This window comes from Candidatus Aciduliprofundum sp. HYA1, assembly GCF_056175085.1.
The window spans coordinates 1,316,835-1,342,107 of record NZ_CM149694.1 but is presented as its reverse complement, the minus strand read 5'-3'; the positions used below and the strand labels follow the sequence as shown (position 1 = coordinate 1,342,107).

Annotated in this window: 22 protein-coding genes; 5 read left to right on the top strand and 17 right to left on the bottom strand. The window is 41.3% G+C overall.

What is annotated here, in order from left to right:
* Nucleotides 1-8: 8 nt before the first annotated feature.
* From AC0S1O_RS07285 to AC0S1O_RS07260, 6 genes are read right to left on the bottom strand one after another with little or no spacing between them, the layout of a single operon-like run.
* Nucleotides 9-881 carry a type II secretion system F family protein gene (locus AC0S1O_RS07285; RefSeq protein WP_475393657.1) on the bottom strand — a complete coding sequence of 291 codons (873 nt, stop codon included), beginning with the start codon at nucleotides 879-881 and terminating at the stop codon, nucleotides 9-11.
* Nucleotides 878-1,876 (bottom strand): type II secretion system F family protein, encoded by a 999-nt coding sequence (locus tag AC0S1O_RS07280; protein WP_475393656.1) that lies wholly within the window; start codon nucleotides 1,874-1,876, stop codon nucleotides 878-880. The genes AC0S1O_RS07285 and AC0S1O_RS07280 overlap by 4 nt, the downstream gene beginning before the upstream one ends.
* Complete coding sequence (locus AC0S1O_RS07275; RefSeq protein ID WP_475393655.1) at nucleotides 1,873-3,510, bottom strand: type II/IV secretion system ATPase subunit; 1,638 nt, start codon at nucleotides 3,508-3,510, stop codon at nucleotides 1,873-1,875. The genes AC0S1O_RS07280 and AC0S1O_RS07275 overlap by 4 nt, the downstream gene beginning before the upstream one ends.
* Nucleotides 3,510-4,400, bottom strand: coding sequence for a hypothetical protein (locus AC0S1O_RS07270; protein WP_475393654.1), 891 nt, complete (start codon nucleotides 4,398-4,400; stop codon nucleotides 3,510-3,512). The genes AC0S1O_RS07275 and AC0S1O_RS07270 overlap by 1 nt, the downstream gene beginning before the upstream one ends.
* Nucleotides 4,401-4,433: 33 nt before the next feature.
* Nucleotides 4,434-5,309, bottom strand: a complete 876-nt coding sequence (gene speB / locus AC0S1O_RS07265) for an agmatinase (protein WP_475393653.1) — start codon at nucleotides 5,307-5,309, stop codon at nucleotides 4,434-4,436.
* A 2-nt stretch (nucleotides 5,310-5,311) separates the two neighbouring features.
* A complete protein-coding gene (locus tag AC0S1O_RS07260; protein WP_475393652.1) occupies nucleotides 5,312-5,707 on the bottom strand; it encodes a translation initiation factor IF-5A in 396 nt (131 codons plus the stop codon).
* 87 nt (nucleotides 5,708-5,794) lie between these two features.
* On the opposite strand from AC0S1O_RS07260, the gene AC0S1O_RS07255 reads away from it, so the two are divergent.
* A complete protein-coding gene (locus AC0S1O_RS07255; protein WP_475393651.1) occupies nucleotides 5,795-6,631 on the top strand; it encodes a S26 family signal peptidase in 837 nt (278 codons plus the stop codon).
* Here the strand turns inward: AC0S1O_RS07255 and AC0S1O_RS07250 are convergent.
* The 3 genes from AC0S1O_RS07250 to AC0S1O_RS07240 all read right to left on the bottom strand — a co-directional run bounded on the left by AC0S1O_RS07250 (nucleotide 6,620) and on the right by AC0S1O_RS07240 (nucleotide 10,411).
* Nucleotides 6,620-7,867 (bottom strand): ORC1-type DNA replication protein, encoded by a 1,248-nt coding sequence (locus tag AC0S1O_RS07250; protein ID WP_475393650.1) that lies wholly within the window; start codon nucleotides 7,865-7,867, stop codon nucleotides 6,620-6,622. The two genes, AC0S1O_RS07255 and AC0S1O_RS07250, sit on opposite strands and share 12 nt — an antisense overlap.
* 76 nt (nucleotides 7,868-7,943) lie before the next feature.
* Entirely contained in the window at nucleotides 7,944-9,161 is a 1,218-nt protein-coding gene (gene hflX, locus AC0S1O_RS07245; protein ID WP_475393649.1) for a GTPase HflX, read from the bottom strand.
* A complete protein-coding gene (locus AC0S1O_RS07240; protein WP_475393648.1) occupies nucleotides 9,143-10,411 on the bottom strand; it encodes a bifunctional folylpolyglutamate synthase/dihydrofolate synthase in 1,269 nt (422 codons plus the stop codon). The genes hflX and AC0S1O_RS07240 overlap by 19 nt, the downstream gene beginning before the upstream one ends.
* A gap of 69 nt (nucleotides 10,412-10,480) precedes the next feature.
* On the opposite strand from AC0S1O_RS07240, the gene AC0S1O_RS07235 reads away from it, so the two are divergent.
* The 3 genes from AC0S1O_RS07235 to AC0S1O_RS07225 all read left to right on the top strand — a co-directional run bounded on the left by AC0S1O_RS07235 (nucleotide 10,481) and on the right by AC0S1O_RS07225 (nucleotide 12,322).
* Nucleotides 10,481-11,611, top strand: coding sequence for an MFS transporter (locus tag AC0S1O_RS07235; protein WP_475393647.1), 1,131 nt, complete (start codon nucleotides 10,481-10,483; stop codon nucleotides 11,609-11,611).
* Nucleotides 11,612-11,963: 352 nt separating this feature from the next.
* Entirely contained in the window at nucleotides 11,964-12,221 is a 258-nt protein-coding gene (locus AC0S1O_RS07230) for a hypothetical protein (protein ID WP_475393646.1), read from the top strand.
* Nucleotides 12,197-12,322 (top strand): hypothetical protein, encoded by a 126-nt coding sequence (locus tag AC0S1O_RS07225; protein WP_475393645.1) that lies wholly within the window; start codon nucleotides 12,197-12,199, stop codon nucleotides 12,320-12,322. Before AC0S1O_RS07230 ends, AC0S1O_RS07225 begins: the two co-directional genes overlap by 25 nt.
* 128 nt (nucleotides 12,323-12,450) lie before the next feature.
* Here the strand turns inward: AC0S1O_RS07225 and AC0S1O_RS07220 are convergent, their stop codons facing one another.
* From AC0S1O_RS07220 to AC0S1O_RS07190, 7 genes are all read right to left on the bottom strand, one after another.
* Nucleotides 12,451-13,779, bottom strand: coding sequence for an AAA family ATPase (locus AC0S1O_RS07220; RefSeq protein WP_475393644.1), 1,329 nt, complete (start codon nucleotides 13,777-13,779; stop codon nucleotides 12,451-12,453).
* Nucleotides 13,772-15,595, bottom strand: coding sequence for a hypothetical protein (locus AC0S1O_RS07215; protein ID WP_475393643.1), 1,824 nt, complete (start codon nucleotides 15,593-15,595; stop codon nucleotides 13,772-13,774). Before AC0S1O_RS07215 ends, AC0S1O_RS07220 begins: the two co-directional genes overlap by 8 nt.
* On the bottom strand, nucleotides 15,579-16,871 hold the full coding sequence (locus AC0S1O_RS07210) for a hypothetical protein (protein WP_475393642.1): 1,293 nt from the start codon (nucleotides 16,869-16,871) through the stop codon (nucleotides 15,579-15,581). Before AC0S1O_RS07210 ends, AC0S1O_RS07215 begins: the two co-directional genes overlap by 17 nt.
* On the bottom strand, nucleotides 16,864-17,520 hold the full coding sequence (locus AC0S1O_RS07205; RefSeq protein WP_475393641.1) for a hypothetical protein: 657 nt from the start codon (nucleotides 17,518-17,520) through the stop codon (nucleotides 16,864-16,866). The genes AC0S1O_RS07210 and AC0S1O_RS07205 overlap by 8 nt, the downstream gene beginning before the upstream one ends.
* Nucleotide 17,521: 1 nt before the next feature.
* A complete protein-coding gene (locus tag AC0S1O_RS07200; RefSeq protein WP_475393640.1) occupies nucleotides 17,522-18,817 on the bottom strand; it encodes a hypothetical protein in 1,296 nt (431 codons plus the stop codon).
* Between the two features lie 18 nt (nucleotides 18,818-18,835).
* The gene (locus AC0S1O_RS07195; RefSeq protein ID WP_475393639.1) at nucleotides 18,836-19,519 is read right to left on the bottom strand and encodes a hypothetical protein; all 684 of its coding nucleotides are present in this window, start codon (nucleotides 19,517-19,519) and stop codon (nucleotides 18,836-18,838) included.
* A gap of 313 nt (nucleotides 19,520-19,832) precedes the next feature.
* Nucleotides 19,833-21,044, bottom strand: a complete 1,212-nt coding sequence (locus AC0S1O_RS07190) for an adenosylhomocysteinase (RefSeq protein WP_475393638.1) — start codon at nucleotides 21,042-21,044, stop codon at nucleotides 19,833-19,835.
* 75 nt (nucleotides 21,045-21,119) lie between these two features.
* On the opposite strand from AC0S1O_RS07190, the gene AC0S1O_RS07185 reads away from it, so the two are divergent.
* Nucleotides 21,120-24,581: a tetratricopeptide repeat protein gene (locus tag AC0S1O_RS07185; protein ID WP_475393637.1), complete on the top strand. Its 3,462-nt coding sequence runs from the start codon at nucleotides 21,120-21,122 to the stop codon at nucleotides 24,579-24,581.
* Here AC0S1O_RS07185 and AC0S1O_RS07180 read toward each other — a convergent pair.
* Nucleotides 24,562-25,272 (bottom strand): RAD55 family ATPase, encoded by a 711-nt coding sequence (locus tag AC0S1O_RS07180; RefSeq protein ID WP_475393636.1) that lies wholly within the window; start codon nucleotides 25,270-25,272, stop codon nucleotides 24,562-24,564. The two genes, AC0S1O_RS07185 and AC0S1O_RS07180, sit on opposite strands and share 20 nt — an antisense overlap.
* Between the last annotated feature and the right edge of the window lies 1 nt (nucleotide 25,273).

Below are 25,273 nucleotides of genomic sequence, written 5' to 3'. Positions count from 1 at the left end.
TCGCCTCCTCAAGCTGCCCCCAGAAGCCTAAGGATGAAATATCCGGACACCAGGAGCACAAAGGCCCATATGAATCCGCTCTTTATGCGTCCGTCTGAAAGTATGCCGATCATTATCCCGTCACCTATCCCGTGGATTATTGTTGCGATCACAAATAGAAAACTTATGATGGGCACGTACTCATACGCTATACCTCCACCTGGCAGTGCACCGGCCAGCGAAGCCTTTTTGAAACTCTCTTCCACTGCCATTCCTGCCTTCCCCATCTCCGGAAGGAACGAGTTGTTGAGGATTATTATCGTGGCAAGAAACACGAAGAACGAGGTCAGAAGAACAAATCCATAGGTGAACATCTCAATGTTTCTCTCTTTTTGTGATAGTTGTGTATCTCTGGCGGATCTTGCAACCATGTTGAGCACATCCGATACATTGCCCCCTGCCTCGTTTGATTTTATAACTATGGCGATTATCCTATCTATCAGAGGTGTCTTCACACGTTCGTTGAATGAAAGCAAGGCATCTCTCACAGGCACACCCCAGTTTATCTTTGCTGCCAGTCTCTTTATCTCATCTGTCAGAGCTCCATACCTTCCGGAAGATGCAACAACTATGGCCTCTGCAAGGGTCATACCGAACCTTGAGGATTCGGCCACATCCCTTAGAAAGTCAGGAAAACGCTCTTCCATTTTTTTGATCCTGCGTGTTGAGAGCATATCATATATCCCAGGTCCGAATAAAAATGCAGCAGTACCAATGACGATGAAGTCCAGATACTTGAGCCCGAGAATGTGCATATCTGTCTTGTACATGAGTATTCCCAAACTTATAAAAGCCGCGGCTACCAGGGCGGATGTGTAAAACACGATTTTTTCCTTATTCACTCTGCCACCTCCTTGCTGGTGCTGTAGATGAAATAACTAAACACGAAAATCAGAATGGGAATCATAACAACAACAATGATCTCCAGAAGCATAACGGTACTCGCAGCACTGTTCTTATTTATAAGGGCCATAATGGCTATTATCACCACGAGAAACAGGGGAAATGCCACGCCCACCGTGACGTATATCTCTGCAAAAAGACCCAGGCTCTCCATGTTCTTTTTGAGCATCAATTTTTTCTCCTTCTCGTACTCCTCCGATTTTGAGAGGAAGAAGGGTTTAAGCCGACCTCCAGAGGTGGCTGTTGTTATAACTCCCTGGAGAAATTCCTGCCATTTTACTGAAGGGCTCCTTCTAGAGGCCTCCTCTATTGCTGAGAGTATGTCCTTGCCTAAAAGTTCGGTATCCCTTGTTATCCATTCAGCCTCCTTTGCTATTTCTCCATACTCGCCCCTTAGGGATAGTTCCTTGAATATTGTGGCCACTGTAACGTCTGCAGAGGATAATGCGGCTATGAAATTCACCGCTGCGGGAAGATGGGTATCTATATCCTTTCCCCTCTTCTTGGCCTTGGATGATGGTGAAGAAATAAGCGAGAAATAGGTCATTATGGGTATGAAAACAGCCATAAATATCCCAATCATAAGAAACAGAATGGTTATTAATGGATTTTTAAGTGCAAGACCCATAAGAGCCAAAAAGGCAGCCATAACTATGCTGATAACACCCACCAGAAGGGTTGTGAAATACACGTAGGCAAGATATTCCTGGGGCCTTAGAAGTATATGTGCCTTTAAGAGGTCCATTTCAAGTTTTGAGTACTTTTTCTTCTTCACCGCTCTCTCTGCCATCCTGCCCATGATTTTCCACGCTATTTTATGATAGGGATCCAGGGTTATGTACGCTGGCAGTGTGCCCTTTGGTAACTTGATCTTGTAGGGCATATCTCTGGGTTTGGGTGCGTACCTTGCGAAGAGCCTTGCCATGAACTTCATTTTTCCACCTCCCCGAGTTCGAGCCTTATTTTCTCAGCAGTTCCGATTGGGTCTTTGTAGTAATCTGAGATCGTGCTCCATATCTCTCGGAAATCAAGGATCCTTTTTTCAACCCAGTATCTGACAACATCGGTTCTGCGTTCAAATTCTTCCATCATCTCGTTGTGGGTCAGATTTTTCATGGTCATTATCTTATCAAATAAGTAACTGTGTCCCTTGAACTTGTGGGTATCCTTTCCCTGATCCCACTCAAATACCACATTTGTTATGAGTTCATTTGTTTCTGGTTCAAAACCAACATTTTCCACGAGTTGGGTAATTCTCCTCACGGTCTCATTTTTAACCCTGGCCATTTTCTGAATGATGACGTTGTTCAATGCGGTCATAAGGATCCTGGGGCAGTTTATTGGCGGATTCTCAAGACGGTGGATCATGGAGATTATGGAATCGGCATGCATTGTTGAGTATGTTGTATGACCTGTTGCCATGGCCTGAAACATTGTGTAGGTTTCCTTGCCCCTCACCTCTCCCACAATTATGTAGTTGGGTCTCTGCCTCAACGCAGCACGTACCAGATCGTACATGTCAATCTCGCCCGCCGATTTTCCTGTCAGAGTTGCTTCTCCAATTCCGCTTCTCGTTGTTCCAGGTATCCAGTTTTGATGTGGCAGGTTTATTTCCCTTGTATCTTCAATGCTCACAATCTTTGCGGTGGGAGGGATGAACATTGAAAAGGCGTTGAGCGTGGATGTTTTGCCGCACGCAGGTCCTCCTATGACTATGGCACTTTCTCCGTGCTCGACCATGAGCCAGAGGTACGCTACAATCTCTGGCGAGGCAGTTCCATACAGCACCAGTTCTGTGGGTGTGAATGGACGCTCCTTGAATCTTCTTATGGTGAAGGTGCCACCCCTTGTTGTGACCTCACGGCCATATGTGGCCTGAACCCTGTGTCCCTCGGTGGTAGTTCCATCCAGTATTGGCTCTGCCACAGAGATCTGCTTTCCGCATTTCTGCGCTATGTAAACTATGAATGAATTGAGTTCATCATCGTCCTTGTATGAAATTGTTGTCTTTATGGATTGATACTTTTTATGGAAAACGTAAATCGGCACGCCCACCCCATCGCAGGATATGTCTTCAACAAACTCGTCCCTGAGCAGGCCGTCAATTTTCTGATAACCCACGTGATCCCTCACAACGTAGTACATTATTCTCTGCTTAGATAATTTATCTATTTTGATCTCCCTGCTGTTTAGGAAACTGTCAACACTCTCCATAAGGTACTGTTCCCTGTCCTTAAGATTCATCATCTCCCAGTTGTACCTTAGCGTGCGGTTTAGAGTGTCGTTGATCTCTTCCAGCAGATCTTGCTCCTCCTCGCTCAGGGGTGGCTCTATGAGTTGGTAAATGTACTCGTACTCTTCCCTGTCGTAAATTATCCTAACGTAAACGTAGGGAGGATAAACGGGGTACACTTCAACAGTTTCATAGTTGTCCCTCTCAAGTGGTGGAATTGGGGTGATGTCACTGCTCTTGGCAACCACAAACTTTGGGATTTTAATTTTGACCTGGGGCTTTAATATGCCGTGGAATATGGACATGTTCAGCCTTTTGAACCCCTTTGGCATCATCAGGAACCCACCTCTATCTGCAGATACACCATTTTAACTTGGAGATTCCAAACATTGAATATGTGGATGGTGTCTCCTGAGTATGTGTAGTAGGGGTATGTGGCTGAAGATGGAGTGCCTTCCGAAATTCCGCTGTTGTTTAGTGCCTGCATTATGAAATTTATCCAGTACTTTGTGAAGTTTAAGGGCATTAGGCCGTAGTAGTAGGTATCGTTTATCGTTATATTCACTTCCTTTCCTCCAAGGAAATATGTTTGGGTGTTTATACCCTCTAGGGATATACCCAAACTCCTGGTTTCAACACCTGTCACGGTTACCGGAAGTCCGTATATGCTCTGCAGGGTCATCGTGATGTTCACATATTTGCTTGAATTCACAAATTTCATATCCGGCTTTATGGGCATTATGGCATTCTTTGCGTAGAAATTGTATCTCAGGATGGCCCCATTCTCATAGGAGAAAGTTTCTGGAACGTAGTATCTGTTTGGGGCGGTGAACTGAATGCTTCCTTGGGATTTCAGGGATATGAAATTTGAATATTTATCGTAAAAACTCACGTTCATACTGAAGGTTGTGTTCAATCCTGCCGGATAAATGGAGAGTTGCCCGTAGGTTGGTGAGGCAACCACAGGGACCCCTGGAGCACCCAGTTTTATGGGCACATATGCCGTGTAATTTGTATTCTTGGTAAGTGTGAGGAGATCAACCATGCTCCGGAGTTGTGAGAATTGTGATAATACCTGCATATCATGCTCTGCCTCATTTTCCTTAATCTGTATGGGTACAACCTGCACCATGAACATTGAGAGTAAAGAGGTAAATATCATCAATGCGAATATCGTACCTACTGTTGAGGCAATTCCTCCCTCTTTCCTGTAAATCCTCCTCATAATCCGAGCACCATGAACCATAGGGGAGAAATGTTATTTAAACTTATCCTTCCCGGTCTTGGCCTTTGCTGCCATTATCTCCTGAACAAGTCTGGAAGCGAGCACCGCCGTGTTTCCGTTATCGTAAACGGGGCACACTTCTGTTATGTCCGCTCCGATGATTTTTGGTCCCAAAAAATCTATTATATTTTTCACATCAAGAGGAGTCAAACCGAAGAATTCTGGGGTGCCTGTGCCAGGAGCATAGGCAGGGTCAATACCATCAATATCGATTGATAGATATATTTTCTCCACGTTCAGAATTTTCAGTGCCCTCTCTATTGCCCTTTTCCATCCAATTTCATGGAACTCGTAGGCATCAATCCACTCATAGTTAAATTTTTTTGCATCTATAACCTCCTCCCTTGAGGCAGAGCGCACACCAATTGAAATCACCTTCCCATTGAGGATTTCATATGCCCTTCTGGCAGTGCATGCATGGCTGTATCTGTTTCCCAGGTACTCGTCCCTGAAATCTCCATGTGCGTCTATGAATATTATTCCCACATCTCCCATCTTTTTCAATGCCTCTGCCGCACCGATGGTTATTGAATGCTCACCCCCGAGCATTATGGGGAATTTCTCTGGAAGAATGTAATCCATTGTGGAATGCACGGCCTCTATTACTTCTTCCACAGAGCCGAATTCGTCCAGGGTGCCTATGTTTCCCATATCGTGTACCTGCAGATCTGAAATGGACATTCCATGCTCAAGCAGATAACTTTCAAGATTGTAGGATGCCTTTCTTATTTCGTCTGGGGCAAATTTTGAACCGTGCCTGAAGGAGGAGGTGCCATCGAAGGGCACTCCAAATATTATGAAAAAGGAAGAATCAAAATCTCCATTTGCATCTGCAAAGTGCAGAAGCATGTTTATTCGCCTGTAACCTTCATTATTTTTCTCTTCCCGAGTGCCTCCCAATACTCAACGTTCTTTCCAGGGGCAATGTTGCCCTTGAGTTCTTCGGGGATGGGCAGTTCAAAGGTTTCAAATGTTTCCGCGTCCATCAACTGAGCCTCGTCCCCCATTAGGGCCAGAACCTGGGCGTTTCGTTTCTCTATTATTGGCACCTTGACCTTGTGCTTCACAGGGTACACTATGCTCCTCTTCTGCCCGTCAAATACTCCAATGGCGACGATTCTTGCCTTTGCTTCTCCGTGCTTTCCAGGCTTGCTTGTGGTCATCTCCACGATCTTGCAGGGCTCATCATCCACAACCATATAACCGCCAACCTTGAGTTCTCGAACCTCAACATCTCTCCATGACATTTTTAATCCCTCGAAGGGTAAATGGTATTGCATTTATATAGATTTTCTTTCAAAACATTTTTATTTCTTGGGAATATACCTTCCTGAATGGCAAAGGATGAGAATATTGTGAAGGATACGGTGAAGGATATTGTCATCTCACTAGTCATCGTTGCCGTTATTTTTCTCTCCCTCTACGCCTATGCTCAGACCTGGCCCCCCATAGTTGTGATTGAATCTGGAAGCATGCAGCATGGATCCCTGTCCCACATAGGTACCATTGATACGGGAGATATTGTTATTGTGAAGAAGGTTTACTCCCCCGATGATATTGTGAGTTACGTTGAGGGTAGAATGCACGGGTATAAGACCTATGGAGATTATGGAGATGTGATCATATATAAATGCAATGGAAAACTGATAATTCACCGGGCAATTGTGTATCTGCACTGGAACGGTAGGGAGTGGAAGATAAGGGGGTTTGAGAATGGAAATTACCCATCATGGCTTCACGTTACCAGGGATTACATAACCATCGATAATGTGGGTTATGCCAAAAAGGAAGTGGTGATAAATATAGATCTTGATCATTTGAATCCCTCCAGGGTGGGGACCTCCGGTTTCATAACCATGGGAGACCACAATCTTGCCCAGTTTGGGGGAAGTGCTTACGACCAGAGCAATGCTGGGGGATTCATACCCATATGTCCCAAACTGGTGGATTTCAATATGATCGTCGGTGTTGCCCGGGGCGAGATTCCATGGTTTGGTGCAATAAAACTCTATTTTACGCATACAAATACGGGAGAGATTCCACCCAATACCAATACAGATCTCGTTGTTTCCATAGTTCTGATAATTGCCTGTTCATTTGGGGTGGATTATGTGATTGCCCACAGAAAGGAGATAGTTGGGAGAATAAGGAGGCGAGGTTCAGAAAAATAGCTTTTTCTGTGATGCCAGTTTGGCTCCCTGGAGATCCACAAGAAGTTCATCTTCAAGTACGATTTTTTTCACTTCCACTACAGGCAGAGCGAGTTCCACAATTTTCGTTCTTCCGTACCTTCCGAAGGATTTTACCTGGGTGTTGAGCAGGCCGAGCATGTCCATGTCAGATATAAGGTCCGAGATCCTTCTCTGGGTGAGCGGAGACACTCCCACCCTTTTGCTGAGAACCATATAAATTTTGTAGAGTTGTCCTGTGGTCAGGAACTTGTTTCCCGCCTCCTCGTTGAGAGCCACACCCAGGAGAACAATTTTTGAGTGCAGGGGCAGGGTTTTTATTGCCTCTGCAATGCAGTCCATTTCAATTTTGTTCTTTGCCATGTACACGTGCCTCTCATTTACCTTCTCTGCCCCCTCCCTCTCTGCTATCTCTATTGATATGCGTAGAAGATCTATGGCCCTTCTGGCATCCCCATGTTCCTGGGCGGCTATGGCGGCGCATATGCCGATGACATCCTCCCCCACGGCCCCTTCCCTAACTGCCAGCTGAACCCTTTCAGCAAGGATATCCTGCAGTTGAAATGCATTGTAGGGTGAGAAAACCATTTTTTCCTGGCTCAATCTGCTCCTTACCCGAGGATCAAGGAGGTCCGTGAACTTCAACTCGTTGGATATGCCTATTATGCTCAGGTTTGAATTTTTCATCTCAGAATCCAGTAGAAGCAACTGGTATAGTATGTCATCACCGCTTTTAACAACCAGTTTGTCTATTTCGTCAAGCACAAGGATAACTATCCCGTTCCATTCATCAATTCTTTCCTTTGCGGTTGAGAATACCTTGTCCATGGGCCAGCCAGTGAATGGAATTTTCTCATCCCACTCCTCAATAAAATGGTTTCCCAGATTCTGGAGGATGGAATATGGAGTATCCACGGTCTCGCAGTTCAGGTATATGAACTCAATTTTTCTTTTTGCATAGACCTTTTCTGCCCTCTTCAATTCTCTCCCAACGTATCTCACAACGGCTGTTTTTCCTGTACCCGTTTTTCCGAAGATGAGAATGTTTGATGGCCTATTCCCCTCGAGTGCAGCCACCAATATCTCTGCGAGTTTATCAATCTCTTTCTCTCTGTGGGGAAGGTTATCTGGAATGTAATCTGGATATAGGGCTTCTCTATTTCCCTTGAAAAGCGAGACCTTGCGCATGTGCTTCTCAAATAAACTCACTTGTGCCATGTTTCCACCCGAAGCAAAGGTAGGTATATCTTTGGAGTTAAAAAAGATTTTCTTATCAACTAATTTACCAAAAGGTTTATATCTTCTTCAACACCCCACCATTTCCTGTGGAATTCTCCTCAATAATCATTTTGAGTTCCCTGTATTTGCGCTCTGGCATCTCAAATACCATTTTCATCTTTTCCATTCCATCAATGCTTATTACTCTTCCAAACCTCATTATGAATTTATAGGCCCTCGTTCCCTTCTCAACCTCTGCATAGAATTTTGAAATTTTCATCTCCTCCTTTATTCTTTTTATGAGATCCTCAATACCCACACCATTCTTGGCTGATATTAGAACGGGCTTGTTTAGGTCCTCAACAATTTCAATCTTCTCATCTATATTTTTACATCCGTCTATTTTATTGATTACAGGTATTATTTTTCCCTGGACCTTGCTTTCGATTATGTCCAGACACAGTATGAATTTCTTTTTGAATTCCTCATGATCATCATGGCAGTCCAGGAGAAGGAGCACGATGTCCGCGTGGTATATCTCCTCAAGAGTAGGCTCAAATGCCCTTATAAGCCAGGGTGGCATGTTATCCACGAATCCAACGGTATCTGTGATCAGTATTTTCTCCTTTCCCAGTTTGGATGTTCTCGTGCTTAATGTGGAGAACATACGGTCTTCTATGGTCACATCCCTTCCGCTCAGCGCCCTTAAAAGTGTGCTCTTTCCAGTGTTGGTGTACCCTGCTATGCCAACAAGGATGTATCCCTCCTCCCTCCTCCTCTTTCTGCGTTCCTCGCGCTGCATCTTTAATTTCTCAAGTTCTCTTCTTATTTTTGCCATCTTTTTTCTTATCATCTCGTAGTAATCGGCCACCTCGTACTCTCCTCCAGCCATAAATCCCGGATGCTCGCCCAGGCGCATCCTGTGAATCGCCTCACGCACGTGTGAAATCTCGTATTTTAAGTTTGCGTATTCAACCTGCATCATTGCCTCCCTGCTCTTGGCCCTGTCTGCGAATATGTCAATTATGAGTTTTATACGATCGTCCACGGGTAGTTTTATTTCCCTTTCAAGATTGTACCACTGGGATGATTTTAAAATTCCATCCACAATAACCCTTTCAGCCTTGATTTCATCTGCCTTTTCCTTCAATTCTTCAATCTTACCCTTTGAGATGTAGTACCTTGGATTTATCTTTCCCCTCCAGAAAACGTGATAGGCTATCCTGTGGCCCAGGGATTGGACCAATTTATCGAACTCTTCATTTCCATTGGAGACTACAATGACATCAGGCATTTTTCAAGTTCCCCCAGAAGATACAGGGAGCCTGTGGCCACGATTTTTCTCTCATTCTCAACTGCGTAGCGAAGAGCATCGCAGGAAAACTTGAATGGGATAACCTCCTTGAAATATTTTTTTGCGTAGTTCACCATATCCTCAAGTTCCGTTCTTCTTCTTTCGTACCCTATTTCCGTCACGATGATTCTCTGACTCAGACGGGATATTATGCTAAGAAACTCCTCAATGTTCTTATCGGATAGCATGGAAAACAGGAATGTGGGATTTTTTATCTTTAAATCCTCAATCGTGGATGCTAGGGCCCTTGCGGCTGAGGGATTATGGGCGCCATCAAATATCAGTAGGGGGTCCTTCATCTTTATTTGAAACCTGTCTCTCCATCTTATTCTATGAAGGCCCTCTTCAATGTCTCCTCTCGAAATAGAGTAGGTTTCTCCAAGGATCTCGGCCATTCTTATGGCCACAAGCATATTTGTGATCTGATGTCTGCCCGTTAGGGGAACCTTAATTTTGTAATCCCGCAGTGGTGAATGGGCCATGAATTCCAGCCCATCAATCCCTATTTTTATGCTTTCGGCTTTCATCTCATCCCATATGTTATGATATGCCGCACCTCTCCTCTCTGCTATTTTTCTTATCACACTCTCCGCCTCTCTTTTATTTTCACCCACAACCACGGGCACACCCTCTTTTATTATCCCAGCCTTCTCCCTGGCTATTTCGGCGAGGGTGTTTCCAAGAATGTGGGTGTGATCAAGATCAATGGTGACTATGCCTGCTATCTCTGGAACGATTATGTTCGTTGCATCCAGACGTCCTCCCAAACCAACTTCAAGTACGGCAAAATCCACATTTTTATGGGAGAAGTACTCAAAGGCTAGCATCGTCGTAACCTCAAAAAATGTGGGATTTCTGTTGTCCTTTGCCATCTTCTCAATGAGCGGATTCAACTCTCGCACAAAATTCACAATGTATTTTTCTTCAATCTCCTCATCGTCCACGATTATCCTTTCCGAGTACCTAACAAGATGGGGTGAGGTATAAAGGCCCACGCTGTAATTTCTTCGCAAAATTGAGTATATGGCTGCCGCAACGGAACCCTTGCCGTTGGTTCCTGCTATGTGCACGCTCTTGAACCTGTTCTGGGGATTGTTGCGCATTTCTGCAAATTCCTTCATAACGCTCAAATCCAGTTTCATACCGAATCTTCGAAGATTATATAAGTACTCGATTTCTGGAATTTCCATTGCATCCTCCATTGCGGGATTGTATTAAAAATTTAGGAACTTTATTATACCTCATTTTTATTTTCCCCTATGCGCTATCGTGGTCTCCTGGTGCCCGGGTTGTTCTGGGCTGCCATTGCCTACAATATGGCGGTTGTCACATTCACAACGGGAAACATAATAAGTGAACTGGGGCTCGGGAATAATCCAAGCGGGAGACTCCTGGTAGGCTCTCTTGTATCCATCACACTGATCGGCTGGTTCTTTGGTTCGTTCATATTTGGATATCTCTCCGATAAGTTTGGGAGGAGAAGGATAATAATTGCAGCCACTCCGGTTCACATTCTTGCCACTGCGTTAATGTTCTTTGCCTGCAACTACTGGGCTTATTTCTTCCTGCGTTTCATTGCAGGTATGGGATTTGGAATAGTTCTTCCAATTCTGAGCACGCTTGTGAGCGAAACCTCTGATCAGGATATCCGTGGAAGAATGGTGGTTCTTCTGGATTCCTTCTGGACCTACGGCTGGGTATTTGCCTCCCTGATGTCTCTCCTACTTCTTCCGAGACTCGGAGCACATTGGAAAATCTATTACCTCATAGCGCTTTTCTGGCTATTCCTCCTGGTCTTCTGGAAGGCACTGCCCGAATCGGTTATAAAAATCAGAAAAAAGGTGCCCGTGACTGAGATTTTGAAACTTCCCCATACCTACGCCCTATGGATCGTATGGTTTGCCATGGCTTTCAGTTACTACGGCATGTTTGTCTGGCTTCCAAAGATATTTGAAGAGGATTATCCCCTTTTGCACTCTTCACTGTTCATCTTCATATCCTACCTTTTCCAGATACCGGGGTACCTGTTATCGGCATACCTCATCGAGAAAATAGGTAGGCGTAAGGTTCTCTTTTCGTTCATGATTCTAACCGCGCTATCCGCATATCTGTTCATAACCCGTGCAACCCTTTTGGGTGCCATTCTCATATCCTTCTTTGATCTTGGAGCATGGGGTGCACTTTACGCATTTACCCCGGAACTCTATCCAAAGAGAGTTCGTGGTTCAGGTGCGGGATTTGCCAATTCTGCAGGGAGAGTAGGAGGCATAATCGGACCTCTAGTTCCCGGATTCTTTGCATCATGGTTCTGGCCCTTCATTGCGTTTACCCTTTCCATGCTAATTGCCTCATTCTTCGTCTTTGCCCTTCCTGAGAACAGAAAAGGATAAAAATAGGTAAGGGCATTCCCGAATGGCCCGGCAGGGAGAGCTCCCGAGCCATGAGGGGGCTTGACGAGTCGGGCTGATATTTTTGTAAGATGTGTCTCTTTTCAAGATGAAATTGCTTTTAAAATTTTTGTTTTTATTTGCTTTGTCGCATAATTAGAGAAAGAGAGACGAAAACATAAAAAAGCCCCTTTAAAAAAGGTGCTTTACCCCTAAATTGATGTTCAAAAGATGAGAGAGTATAACGAGAAGTTGGTAAAGAGAGGCGAAATTTTGATAGATATGGGATTTTAGTAGAATAGTAAGGCTCTTAATCACCAAAAACAATGTTGGCGATTCTCCGGCATTCAGAGAGATGTTTAAAACACTGAAGGAAGAGTTAAAGGATGTTGATGTGCTAATTGCAGATTCCGCCTACGATTTCCGTGAGAATTTCAATTTGATTGCGAAGTATGGAATCAAGTCTCTTATCAAGGTGTGTAAAAATTCTTCCACTCTTTCTAAAGGCTCGCTACCAAGAAGAAGAGCAGTTATAGAGCAGAAAAACAATGAATGGAGTAAAAATCTGGATACTCTAAAAGATGGCTCGTGGAATCTTTATTTTCATTCCTAAAAAGAACTTTCGGTGAATCACTTTCCTCTCGAAAGTTCTCTTATGCCCTCAGAGAACTCACTATCCTTGTCTCTCTTTTTAATCTATTTCACTCACTTTGACCACTGATTTCATTCATTTTTGCTTTTTAATCTCTCGTAGCTCTTCCCCATAACCACGATTTATGCGACAAGGCAGGTGCAATGGAAACAGAAATAATAATGTTGCTATATTTTTTTGTGTTATCGGTTTATGGTACGGTGCTTAAATCTATGGTTATTTTAATTTTACTTATAAACGATTTAATAGAATCATCTATTTCTTTATCTTTCCCTTGAGGATAGGAGATTATGAGTAGAACTTTTTTCTTAGTGATTTTCATATCCATTAGCTGATTTAGTATGGCATATCTGGTTCTTTCTAATTTCTCATCTTTTTTAGACGTAATTATATGAAAGCTGCCAATATATACTATTGCAGGTGCTTGCTTTTTAATTTTGTTGAAGAAATCATATACCCTTTTCTCGGTTTCACCATACCATTTTGTTATAAAAGAAAGTGGATTTACATTTATCACGTGGTATCTTAAATTGAATTCTTTTTTAAATTTATTCGCAATAGCCTGTACGCATTCAAGCGCCCTTTCATCTTCACCTACTATTTCAATTATCTTAAAATCATTTATTTCTCCGCTAATCTTATCTTTTGGTATTAAATCAAAGATCTTGTTTACCTTCTCTTTTATTTTTTTATCTTTTGATTCTTTTGGATCTAATATTACATATTCCCTCAATCCAGATGGAATTACTCTATCAAGGGCATTTATTATATCTTCCTTTGAAACTGCCTTCTTATTTTGTATTATGGCATTTAATATAGCCTCATTAACAAGATGTTGTAAATCCGCCCCCGTAAATCCTGGAGTTATTCGTGCAATATCCTTATAATCATTATCAACTAAATCGATTTTATTTTTTAATGCTAAAATTTTCAATATCTTTATTCTTTCTTCCTCTGATGGTATTTCAAATTCAAATTCATAATCAAATCTCCCAGGTCTTCTTAAAGCTGGATCTATGCTCTCAATTCTGTTTGTTGAGCCGATAACAATAACATGGCCTTTATCACTGGAGGAAAGACCATCCATAAGGGTTAAGAGTTGACCAACCAGTCTCTGTTCAAGCTCTCCACTTACTTCCATCCTATTGGGAGCTATTGAGTCAAGCTCATCAATGTAAATTATTGCTAATTTATGCTCCTCAGCATCACTCTCTGCTTTCTTAAACTTTCTTCTGATATTCTCTTCTGTTTTACCATAATATTGTGACATTATTTCAGGACCACGTACATATACAAAAGGTACTTCCATGACTTTAGTTAGGGTACGCATTAGAAGCGTTTTTCCTGTACCAGGGGAACCATAAAAAATTATTCCCCTTGGCAATTTTGATGATGGAAATGTCCCCTCTTTGATTCTGCAAAGTAAACTCACTATTTTTATAAGTATATCTTCTTTAACATACACTTCTTTCTCAATCTTGTTTATGCATTCCTTTACATTATTACAGCAATCATTCATTTTTATCACCCCTTACTGCCCTTAATTTATCTGGGAGATTCTTAATCTCAGGATCAAGAAATTCATTAATGTCCGTTAGATCCCAGGTAAGTTTACCCCCTTTTGCTGGTACGAGAGTTATAACTTTGATTTTTACACGTAATCTTTCATATATTTCCTTATAAATTTTCTCCCTTTTCTTTAATTCCTCATAGTGCAATATGGCAGATACAGGCCTCAGCACAATCCATACTTCATCTATTTCTCCCTTATATTTATCGTACTTGTCTATGCTTTCATCAATTTTCTTCATTGGCTCCACGGTACCAATCAAAGTTTCTATTTCTATTGCAGTTGAGTTGTAAACTATATCAGGGTATATTTTTCTACCATTTTCATTCTCCAACATTTTCTCGGTAGAAATAATATCATTTTTTATTATTTCTATAATTTCCTCCACCACATCTATCTTCACTTTTCTTTCATATTTCCTCTTTTGAAGTTCTTTGTTGAGCAGATAATAAAAAACAGCCACTTTAATGGGATACTGAAACCTGTCAATATCTTCTGAATCTTTCCCCACCTGTCTCTTTACAAATACTGAATAATTTTTAACTGCTTCCTCTATTATTTTTTCGTATTTTCTATTTGCTTCAAATAGGGTATTGCATCCAGAGATGCCAGTTATTGTGTAAATTAACTGTGTATAGAGTTTTTTTGTGTCTTCTGCAGAGAGAGGTGTTAACGATAACTTTCCTATTTTATCTATCCAATTTTTCCCCTCAGGGTCCACAACATATATTTTAAGATTCTCGCCTACCACTTTCTGTAGATATTTGTAAGCTTTCATTAAATCCTTTCTTTTAAGGGTTACAACAAAAACGCCAAATCTCTGCAGAAAACCCGCCTGCAATCTATTTTGTAATCGCTTAAATATGTCATCCATAGCATAACCATCTTTTCTTAAATCCAAAAACTCTATGCTATTTTCAAGAGTAAAGTTTTCTAATGAATTTAAATCTGTGGAATCAAGCAACTCTATGTTTTCTTCAACATCTTCGGTTTTTCTGAAAATTACTTTAGGAAAGTGCTCCAAGATCTCCCTCATAGATTCCCTTAAAACATATAAAATCGGTATGTGCCAGTCTTTTTCATCCTCTCCAATTAGCACGATTATTGGCTCGTTTAGTGTTTCACTTAACCCCCTTGGAAACCACTTCTTGCTACTGTTTATATATTTTTCCAGTATGGGTTCTTCCATTTTTCTCCCTCCTATTAAATAACTTGCTTGGATTAACAAATCTTCAACTTCAAACTCAAAAGATGTATCTATCTCAAAAGTTTCCTCCTTTTCTTCTTGCTCCTCTTCAATAAGTTCTATATCCACAAAATCATAATTTTTTCTACGGACTCTAATCTCCTCCAACGAGGTATCTAAATACGGGATCTCCACATTGTATGTGGCTTCTTCACTTAATTCAATATCAACAAATTCATACTTGCTCCTTTTCTTCTTTATTTCAATTAGGGTAGTATCTAACGCAATCATTTTAATTTTTTCTATTTCTTCATCAATGAGCTCTATATCCACAAATTCTTTAATTATCGTCGTCTTTTTTGGTATTTCTTCAAACGTCGTATCAAGATGAGGAATTTCCTCTTTCAGTTCTTCTTCAACAAGTTCAATATCAACAAACGCCTCTTCTTTTTCCTGTACTCTCTCCTCTACCCTATCCTCATAGATCTCCTTTTTAATTTCTACGCTTTCTAACTCTCCACTTTTTACCGCCTTTTTCTTTCTCCTCAGTTTTTCCCTCTGCTTAAGTCTTTCCTCCACCAGCAATCACCTTGTTAAAAAATTTTAGTAAAATTTCATTATTCTTTATAAATTTAATATAATAACCATCCATATTGTTGATAAGTCCAAGATAAGATATTTTTGTTAAATCATCTATTAGTTTAACTACTGACAATTTTATCTTTGGTTTTATAGTATCATAGTAGCATATTTCTATACTTTCTACTTTTTTAGAATTGTTTATATTAAATTTCAAATCATAAGGTTCGTCACAGCGACCTAATTCTTTGAATGTTTTACGCATATTCAGAAAAATTTCTCGGTAAAATCCCTTCCAAGGCGTGAGTTCAATCGACTGGGTTTTTAAATTATTTTTAATCATTCTAATTCTTATAACTTGACATTCATTATATATTTTTTCTATACTTTTATTTATATTTGTTATGGTGCTGACAATAGTGGAATCCACCTCCTCGTATATTAGTAATATGCGTATCAGATTTGTATTTTTTTCAATCTCCACATGATCATAGAAATTGAATAAATCATGGGCATTCAAACCCAAAAATTTTACAAGTTTAGCGAGCATATAGGTTTCACAATTTAGGAAGTGTTTTAAATAATCTGCTTTTACAAATCTTATGTAATATATGAAAGTAGTGTAGGGATTTTTACCCACCGCCAACCTGCATATATGTTCTTTTAATTTTTTCAACACGAGTTCTGCTATATTGTCTGCGGATTCGCCTTTCAAAGGAAGCAGTTTTTCAGGATTTTGTTTGTACTCTCTTTTTGGCTCAATTCCAATTTCCCATTCTAAATTTCTTGGGTTTCCCTCTACTTCAATCATCTTCAACTGGGTCTTACTCACACCCATGTTTTTTATCATGATTTTAATCAAATTTTCTACATCATTAAATAACTCCTTCCACTCACTTTTAAATGACTCAACCTCAATTTTAACATCCTCGCTTGTTTCCATCTGTATTCTAAAACTCTCTACGCTCTCTTCAAAAGTTGTAGTGCCGCTTACTTTAATTCCAAAGTTTTCAAACATAAACCTTGCAAAAGATTTATTGGGATCCTTTCCCTCACCTATTCCTCCGTATAAAGCTGTTTTAACTTTCAATTTTAGATCATCATCAAGATCCCCCAGATTCTTTCCATCAAGTTTACTCAGAAACTTATGTATTTGATTAATATTCCAAAGGTCAACATATAGTGGTTCTATATACTCATTTAGAAATTCAATCCAAGCGTTTTTGTTCCATATTTTCTTTTTTTGAGCCCATTCCCTCAAATACATCTCACTCATCTCCAGATTTTTTATTCTTCACATATATATTTCCACAAACTGGACAGATCCTTATAGAGGTTTTTCCTTCTATAGTTAGGTTTTCAAGGGAACCATGTCCATTATCACAGAATAATGGTAATGAGTCTACCAAACGAAGTTTTGAATACAGAAATTTAACAATGTTGTTGTAAATAGGCAATAACCAATTAAACTCTGGATCTTTTTGAATGCTGTTCCAAACATCTAATAAGAATTTTTTATTCATTCTTGAAATGAAACCTTTCTCTGTAGTAGGTGGACCTTCTGGAATAATGGTGTTAAAGAAGTATGATGCTATGTGGTGAAACAAATAGTAGGTTATTATCTCTTTACACTGTTTATCTACCTTGCAATTTTCCCATTCCATCCCATAATATTCCGTTATGAACCTTAATTGCATTCTAAACATTGTAGTTTTAGTTCTTCCTGCTTTTTTAATTCCAACAGGCTTTGGCGGAATGGGAAAGACATCACTGAATTTAGATATATACTGTGAAAATGAGTTTCTCAGATCTCTCATTCCTTTGGGTGGTGCATCTATGAGGTCATCTATATTTTCCATGATGTACGTCGAAAGTTCAACTCCCATCACTTTTACCAGATTATGATAAACTTCCCACTTTACCATCTCACTCACCTCCGAAATCTTCCCATTCTGGCGTTTGCATTGCCAGCCAATCAAGATGTGACTTCTCTTCCTGTATGAAATCCCTTAACTTGTGCATTGCCCATCCTTTAGGTAATAGAACCTCTCGTGGCACATATGGCGGATGCACGACCACAGCATCAATTTCATCATACTCAATTGTTGCATCGTTGGTCAAAAATGTCTTTGGTATCCACATACCTATTACCCAATTGCCATCTACATTGATGTACATTGTTGCGATGTTCAAAAACATCTGAGGCGCGACGAATTTTATCAACGCTTCTTGTCTCAACATGGTCTTTGGCTCCTCCATCTCATCAACCACAGCCCAGTAAAGTATCCCATAATCCCGAAGTGATTTTAAAGATACTTCTGCATAGGTTATGCCTCCACCTAATTGCCAAGACCCCTTCACTAAATCGTAAAGTTTTATATTCTCTCCGTAAGCTTTACTTAGAGTATTAATGGATTGTGAGAAGTATATATTGTATGGATTCATGTCAATGTATTTTTCCATTCTACGCCACATTTCGGAGATTGTGTTCACAGTATCCGGTGTCCCCACATATCCATACACCATGTAGAGTGCATCTGTAATTTTCTTCCACATGGGATCTGCTATGGCATGAATCTGCCATCCATTGGGAATATCCTTCCATGCAGTTAGTCTTCTCCACTTTATCATTGCCCTCACTTTTTCAATATCCCCATACATCATTCTGGCATATCCCTCAGGAAGGTATCTCAAAGATAGGAGAAAGAAAGTTTTTCTATTTACCAGAGGAGAAAGGGATATGGTATTTCTAACGAGAACCTCTCCTGCATCCAAATAACTCTCGGAATCATAAGACTCATCCCCGTTATCTGCCTTGAATCCTGCCTGAGTGAGCGTTAGGTACGCGTTCATCACCGCCCCATGAATTCCCTCTACCCATTTGTACACAATGCTATAATCTTCCATGATTTCAAAGCCCCCACCTGACCACTTGATGCGGTACTTCTCGCCATAGCCCACATCTTTTTGCTCCACATACACCTCATAAAAATCCCTGATGAAATCGTTCCATATTGTCTTGGGTTCTGTCATCTCGTTGTAAAATATATCGCTATTTGCCAAACCATATGTTACACTAACCCCATCAAGATTTCTCAGATATGAAGTCATGCTTATGTATCTGTGCATAGCCTTGTATAATTCTCCAATCTCTTTCCGATACTCTTCCCACTCTTCCGCTCTATTCCAGTCAAATCCCAAATCAATTTTTTCCTCACCCATGCTTTTCACCTCCTTCATCTAATTTTTTAATGAATTGTAAATATTTCTCCGAGTAAGCTCTCTTCTCCACCCATTTTTATCAATTACAAATATGTCGGTTTCGCTACCCACCCCGACGGATATCTCCGCTGCCTTCTTTGCGAGATATGCAAAAAATATTGCTTTTTCCTCGTTAAAATCCCTTCTGAATTTTAAAAAATTAAGCACAATAGTTGCATCCTTCTCCCCTGCTCCTATGGCATAAAATCCTACCTCATCAAAGCAGCCTCCTGTGCCCGGATTGCCCACCGCGCATAGATGAGGTCCATTATCATACATTCCCAAAAGTACTTTTAAGTTCATATCAAAATTTTTCAACTCCTGTAAATAATAATTTTGTATCTCTCCATCACCTATCATTTTTAAATCCTCCAGATTTTCGCATCCTATGGGCTTAAGAATATTTTCTACAGCCATTTTCCATCTTATTTCATAGTATTTTTCTTTGATTCTCTCAAATGCATAGCTCCAGTTTTCAGCATCTGCAACTGAATTCATGAATTGATCTTCAATTCCTCCTGTACCGGCAAATCCAAAGCAGAAATTATCTTTACACCTTATTTTAGGAGTGATTTGGCTATATCCTTCATTATCAAGTATGTTGAGCCTATCTGAAATCATCACTACCCCATCGTCGTATATGACTCCTATCACCACGGTCATATCGCCCTCACCTCTCCAAGGTGGCCTCTCTTCTTATAATGAGATCTAAGAAATTTTATTATTCTGGCTGAGAGGGTAATAATCTTATGAGAGACCGCTGCCATCCATATGGGTATATTAACAGGTAGCATAATACTAAATAAATGTAAGAATTTCCAATATATTAATTTTTCGCCTCATTTTTATAATAAACAATTAAAAGATATGGATATGATCTATTTATACTTTTCTGCTATTTTAATGTCATACAGTTTACAATGTATATCAAATCACGTTACAAATTCTTTTACTTTAACTTCAGTGATAAATAGCTTTATGTCCCCTCTCTCCACTCCTCCAGATATCTTCTCTGCTCCTCTGTGAGTTCGTCTATCTCAATGCCCATCGCCTTCAGTTTCAATCTTGCGACCTCGTAATCTATCGACTCTGGCACCGCGTACACCCTGGCCTCAAGATTCTCGTGCTCCTTTGCTATGTGCTCTGCCGTAAGTGCCTGAATGGCGAAACTCATATCCATTATCTCCACGGGATGCCCCTGCCCAGCAACGAGATTTATTAGACGACCATCGCCGAGGAGATAAATCTTCTTGTCTCCAAGATCGTACTCTTCCACGAATCTTCTTATTTCCCTTCTCCCACGAGAGAGTTTTTTCAGTGCTTCCTTTGAAATCTCGTTGTCAAAGTGCCCGGCATTGGCAAGAATGATGCGATCCTTCGCCATCCTTAGGTGCTCCTCTCTCACCACATCTTTCATTCCTGTGGTTGTGACCACCATATCCGCCTGGCGTATTGCATCGCCCATTCTCATAACTCGGAATCCATCCATTCGGGCTTCAATGGCCTTCACAGGATCAATCTCCGTCACGATAACATCCGCACCCATTCCGCGCATTCTCATGGCAACTCCGCGCCCGCACCAGCCGTATCCCGCAACCACAACGGTTTTTCCCGCTATTGTGAGATTCGTTGCGCTCATTATCCCATCCAAGGTACTTTGACCCGTGCCGTAGCGATTATCGAATAGGTGTTTCATCTTTGCGTCGTTCACATCAAACATTGGAGATCTCAAAATTCCTTTTTTCTCCATCACGCGGAGACGCATCACTCCCGTGGTTGTCTCCTCATTTCCGCCCATTATTTTCATATCCTTGTATTCTGTGTGAAGAAGGGTGGTCAGATCTCCACCGTCGTCGATTATGATATCCGGCTCCATCTCCAGTACACGATACAAGTTTTCGTAGTATTCATCCCTGCTCTCTCCCTTTTTTGCGAATACTTCAAGCCCATCTTCTCTCAATGCTTGCACAACATCATCATCCGTGCTTAGGGGATTGCAGGATGCGAGACGAACCTTAGCGCCACCATCTCTCAACGTTAAAGCTAAAACTCCAGTTTTTGCCTCCACGTGCAGCGCCATACCGATTTTCAGGCCTGAGAAGGGTCTTTCTTTCAAAAATCTATCATCGATCTGTGAGAGAACGGCCATGTGTGATCTTGCCCATTCAAGTTTGTTTTTTCCTTCCATACATCCGCAATATTTTCATCTTTGAAATTTTTTGGGTTGCATCATTTAAATACAAGAACGCCATTATTTAATTGAATGGTGTTTGTGGGCCGGGAGAAAGAGCTTTATACGCTGCAGAGGTATATGGAAGAGGTAAGAAACGGTAGGGGTAAGGTGCTTCTCATTGAAGGGCCCGCAGGCATCGGGAAGACCGCTCTTATTGATGAATTTTTGAAGGATTTGAAGGATGTTCAGATTTTGAAAAGCAGAGGGGATCCTTCTTCAAAGTACATTCCCTATAGGGCAATTTCACAGGCGCTGGAAGATTACGGAAGTTTGCGAGAGATAAGGAAAAAGGAGTGGAAAAGGAGAATTTCAGAAATCGCTGAAAGAATTGCAGGGGAAAACGGAATGATCTTTGTGGATGAGATTGGTCATGGGGGAGGTTACAGAATATACAAGGAACTGAGCACGAGGATAAAGGGTGCTTATTTCACCATTCGCAGGCCAAGAAGGAAAGATGCCGTATGGCTTACAGAGACACAGACGGAGAAGGAAAGCGTGAACCCCTACGACATTGAATTCAAACTCACCTCCCATATCTATGATTTTTTGAGCGTGGAGGAAAGGAGGGTTGTTTACCTTGAGAACCTGAACTACCTGATTTACATGGTGGGCATTGATCGGGTTGTTGATTTTCTCCACACACTCCGCTCCATCTCACAGAACAGGCACATAGTTATTGTATCGGGAAAAATGGAATACCTGACCGATGAGGAGAAGAAATTGATTGAGGGGATGTTTGATGAGAGGATTATTGTTGAGTGGGAAGATGTGATTGTACCTCCGGTTGTTGTGCTCGCGGATTCCATTCCGAAGAAGGATGTCCTCCGCTTGGTTGACAGGAAGGTTGATGGTGAAAATGTCCTGTACATATCTCCCAATGGAATCCATCCCACCCGTTTGGATTTTGAGATATTTGAAAAAATATCTGAGGCCATAACAGGTGGTTTTGATGTGGCAATAGAATGCCTTGGGACCCTCGTGCACTACAACGACAGGAGGATGGTTTACGTCTGGCTCAAGGCGGTGAGCGATTACGCCAGCAAGTTTGGAAGAAGAGTTTATCTGAGGTACTCCCCACATATGGAGGGAGAGATTGAATTCTTCCTGGATCTTATTGACCAGGGACTGGAGAGAATTTATGGAGCATCAAAGGTGAACGAGCGGGCATCCTTGAAGTTCTACGATGTCATATTCAAATTCCTGCATAACTATTCAAAGAGAAAACCCTTCTTGCTTGTATTTGAGGATGTTCAGTGGATTGATACAAACTCTCTTGAATTCATAGACTATCTTGCGAGGAACATAGGAGAGAGCAAGATAATGCTCATACTCACCTACAGAAGTGAGGATATAGAGGGTGATCGGGAAACACTGAATCTGATTGCTAAGATTCAGGGGGAGCGAAACTCAGAGATTTTGCGTTTGAAACCTCTGGGAAGGGGCGATGTTGAGAGAATGCTCTCCCATATGGGATTTGATGTTGATATCAATGCCATATACGATGCCAGTGAGGGAAATCCCCTTCTTGCGATAAATATGGCCCAGTACTTTTCGGAGGAGGATAAGGGTGTGTATTTGCCTGAGACGATTAGAGAGAGCATTGAAATGCAGATTGATCTCTTGGATGATGCCCATTTGAACTTCATAAGATTTCTTGCAGTTGCGGGAAACGAGATACCCATTCAGCTTGTTGAAGAGTTTTATCCACAGTACCAGTTCTTTATGGATAAATTGGAGAGATTTTTCGTTAAGAGAGAGGGTGATTTTCTCCGTTTCACCTACTCACCCTACCGGGAGGTTGTTTATAAAAACATATCCAAGGATACCCGCATTGAACTTCATCGGAAGATCGGGGAGTGGGCCGAGAGAAGAAACTTCCTTTTCCTCGCTGCTTACCACTATTATATGGCCCGTGAGGAAAGGGCTGTGAAGTTTCTCAAAATGGCAGCCGATGAGGCAGTTAATATGCTCGCTTTTCAGAGTGCCATTGATTATTTGAAAAAGGCCGTTGAAATTGCAGAGAGATACCATAAAAAACACTTGCTGGGGGAATTCTATACGAAACTTGGGGAGTGGTACATTGCTACTGGGAATTATGAAAATGCCGTTGAATCTTTTCAGAAAGCGTTGAAATTTGAGGAGGATAAAAGGGTTTATCTTGGGACCAAGATTGGTATGGTTTATCGTCTTATGGGCAACTTGGAAAGGGCCAGGGAGGTACTTGAAAATTACTTTGAGATTGCGGAGGGGATGGACAGGGCGAGAATAAAAGGTGAACTTGGGATAATTAACTGGGAAATTGGGAATTTTGTAGAATCCCTAAAAAATTTAAGGGAGTATTTGAACTACGCCAAGAGATATAAAAGCAGGGTTGATGAGGTAAGGGCCAAGAGAAACATTGCGATCGTTTACCATATGGAGGGAAAGTACAGGGAGGCCCTTAAATATGCATCTGATGCTCTAAAAATTTCAGAGGATATCGGGGACATAGGCGAACTTGCTGAGATATACAACATACTTGGTGTCATAAATAATCATCTTACAAAATACGATGTGGCCATTGAGTATCTTATGAAGTATCTGGATATAAGCGAGAAAATGGGTAATATGGACCATTTATCCAGGGCCTATAATAATATAGGGGTTACCTATGAGAAGATGGGAAAGATAAGGGAGGCCGAAGAGTACTACAGAAAGGCAATGGAAATAATTGAGAAACTTGGAAATGACAGGCTTCTTGAAGGATTCTACAGCAATATGGGTGTGCTTTACAGCAGACATGGAAACTACTCGGATGGATTCGAGTACCTGCATAGAAGTTTACACCTTTCAGAGAAGTTAAATAATAAGTTTGGAATGTGTGAGCATCTTCTATCTCTTGGAGAACTATGCATAGAGATGGGAAGGTATCTTGAGGCCATTGAGTACTTCCTCAGGGCCCTTGACATAGCAAATGAAAACTCTTACCTAACTCAGCAGTTTGCGTCACATACTTACCTTTCTAGGGTCTATGTGGCACTCGGGGATGAGAAGAGAGCAATAAAACATATTGAACTTGCATACTCTCTGAAAAAGTACATTCAGGAGGATTACCTTCTGATGGATCACTACATAGTCAATGCGGAGTACCAGATCCGCTTTGGAAGCAAGGATAGGGCTCTGAACTACCTGTCCCGTGCCAGGGAGATTGCAGAGAGGATCAGAGATAGGGTGAATTTCCTCTATACCCTCATTCTGGAAGCGTATGTAAATTGTGATGGGGATATGATATCGTCTAAGAAAATCTTTGAAAGTACCATAAGGGAATACTCTGATCTTGACTACAGGTTCTATGTAGCAGAGTCATATTTTTATTATGCCCTCTGCCTGAAAAAGAGGGATAAGGAGCGTGCCAGGGAAATCCTTATCAGGGCCATTGATATTTATCGTCAACTCGGACTCAAGGAAAAGATCTTGGATGTGGAGAAAAGGTTTAATGAGAAATTATCCTGAATCCCTTGGTGTCCACAAGGAGAGGATAGTAATCGGTGGAGTGTTTCACGCCCCTTATTTTTATTATTGAAATGTATCTTCCCAGGGTTCTGCCTATTCTCTCCATGGAGAGGTGAATTATACTATCCGCCAGAAAACCCTCAACGTCGTAGGTACCGAATTGCATTGAATTGTATGAAGTTTCGGATATCACAAGGGTCGTTGCTCCCAAATCTCTCAACGCTTCAAAGAGGAAAAATAGCTGGTTTCGGGGATTTTCCAAATTTGTTATGGCGTACAGGGCATTTAGGGAATCAAGTACCACAAAATCCAGTTTTCTATTCTTTCCAAACTCTCTCACGGGATTTATAATTGCCTCAAGCCAGTCCACATTATCCTGCTTTCCCGAATCTTTCACGATTTTCCTGACGAGTCCCCAGTCAAATATGCTAAACTCGCAATTTTCCGGTAATTTGTCTATGTCCATCCCGAGGCTGACCATCTGCTTTAACAGGCTCTCCCTGCTCTGCTCAAGGGATATGTAAATCACGTTTCCATTCTTGGTGTTTTTAAGGTGGTTGTAGGCTATATAGAAACTGAAACTGGATTTCATACTTCCCGTTGGCCCGGATATGAGAATTACCGAGCCCTTGGGGATTCCACCCTCTATTTTGTCATCAAGTCCCCCAACATATGTTTTCACAAACTCCATT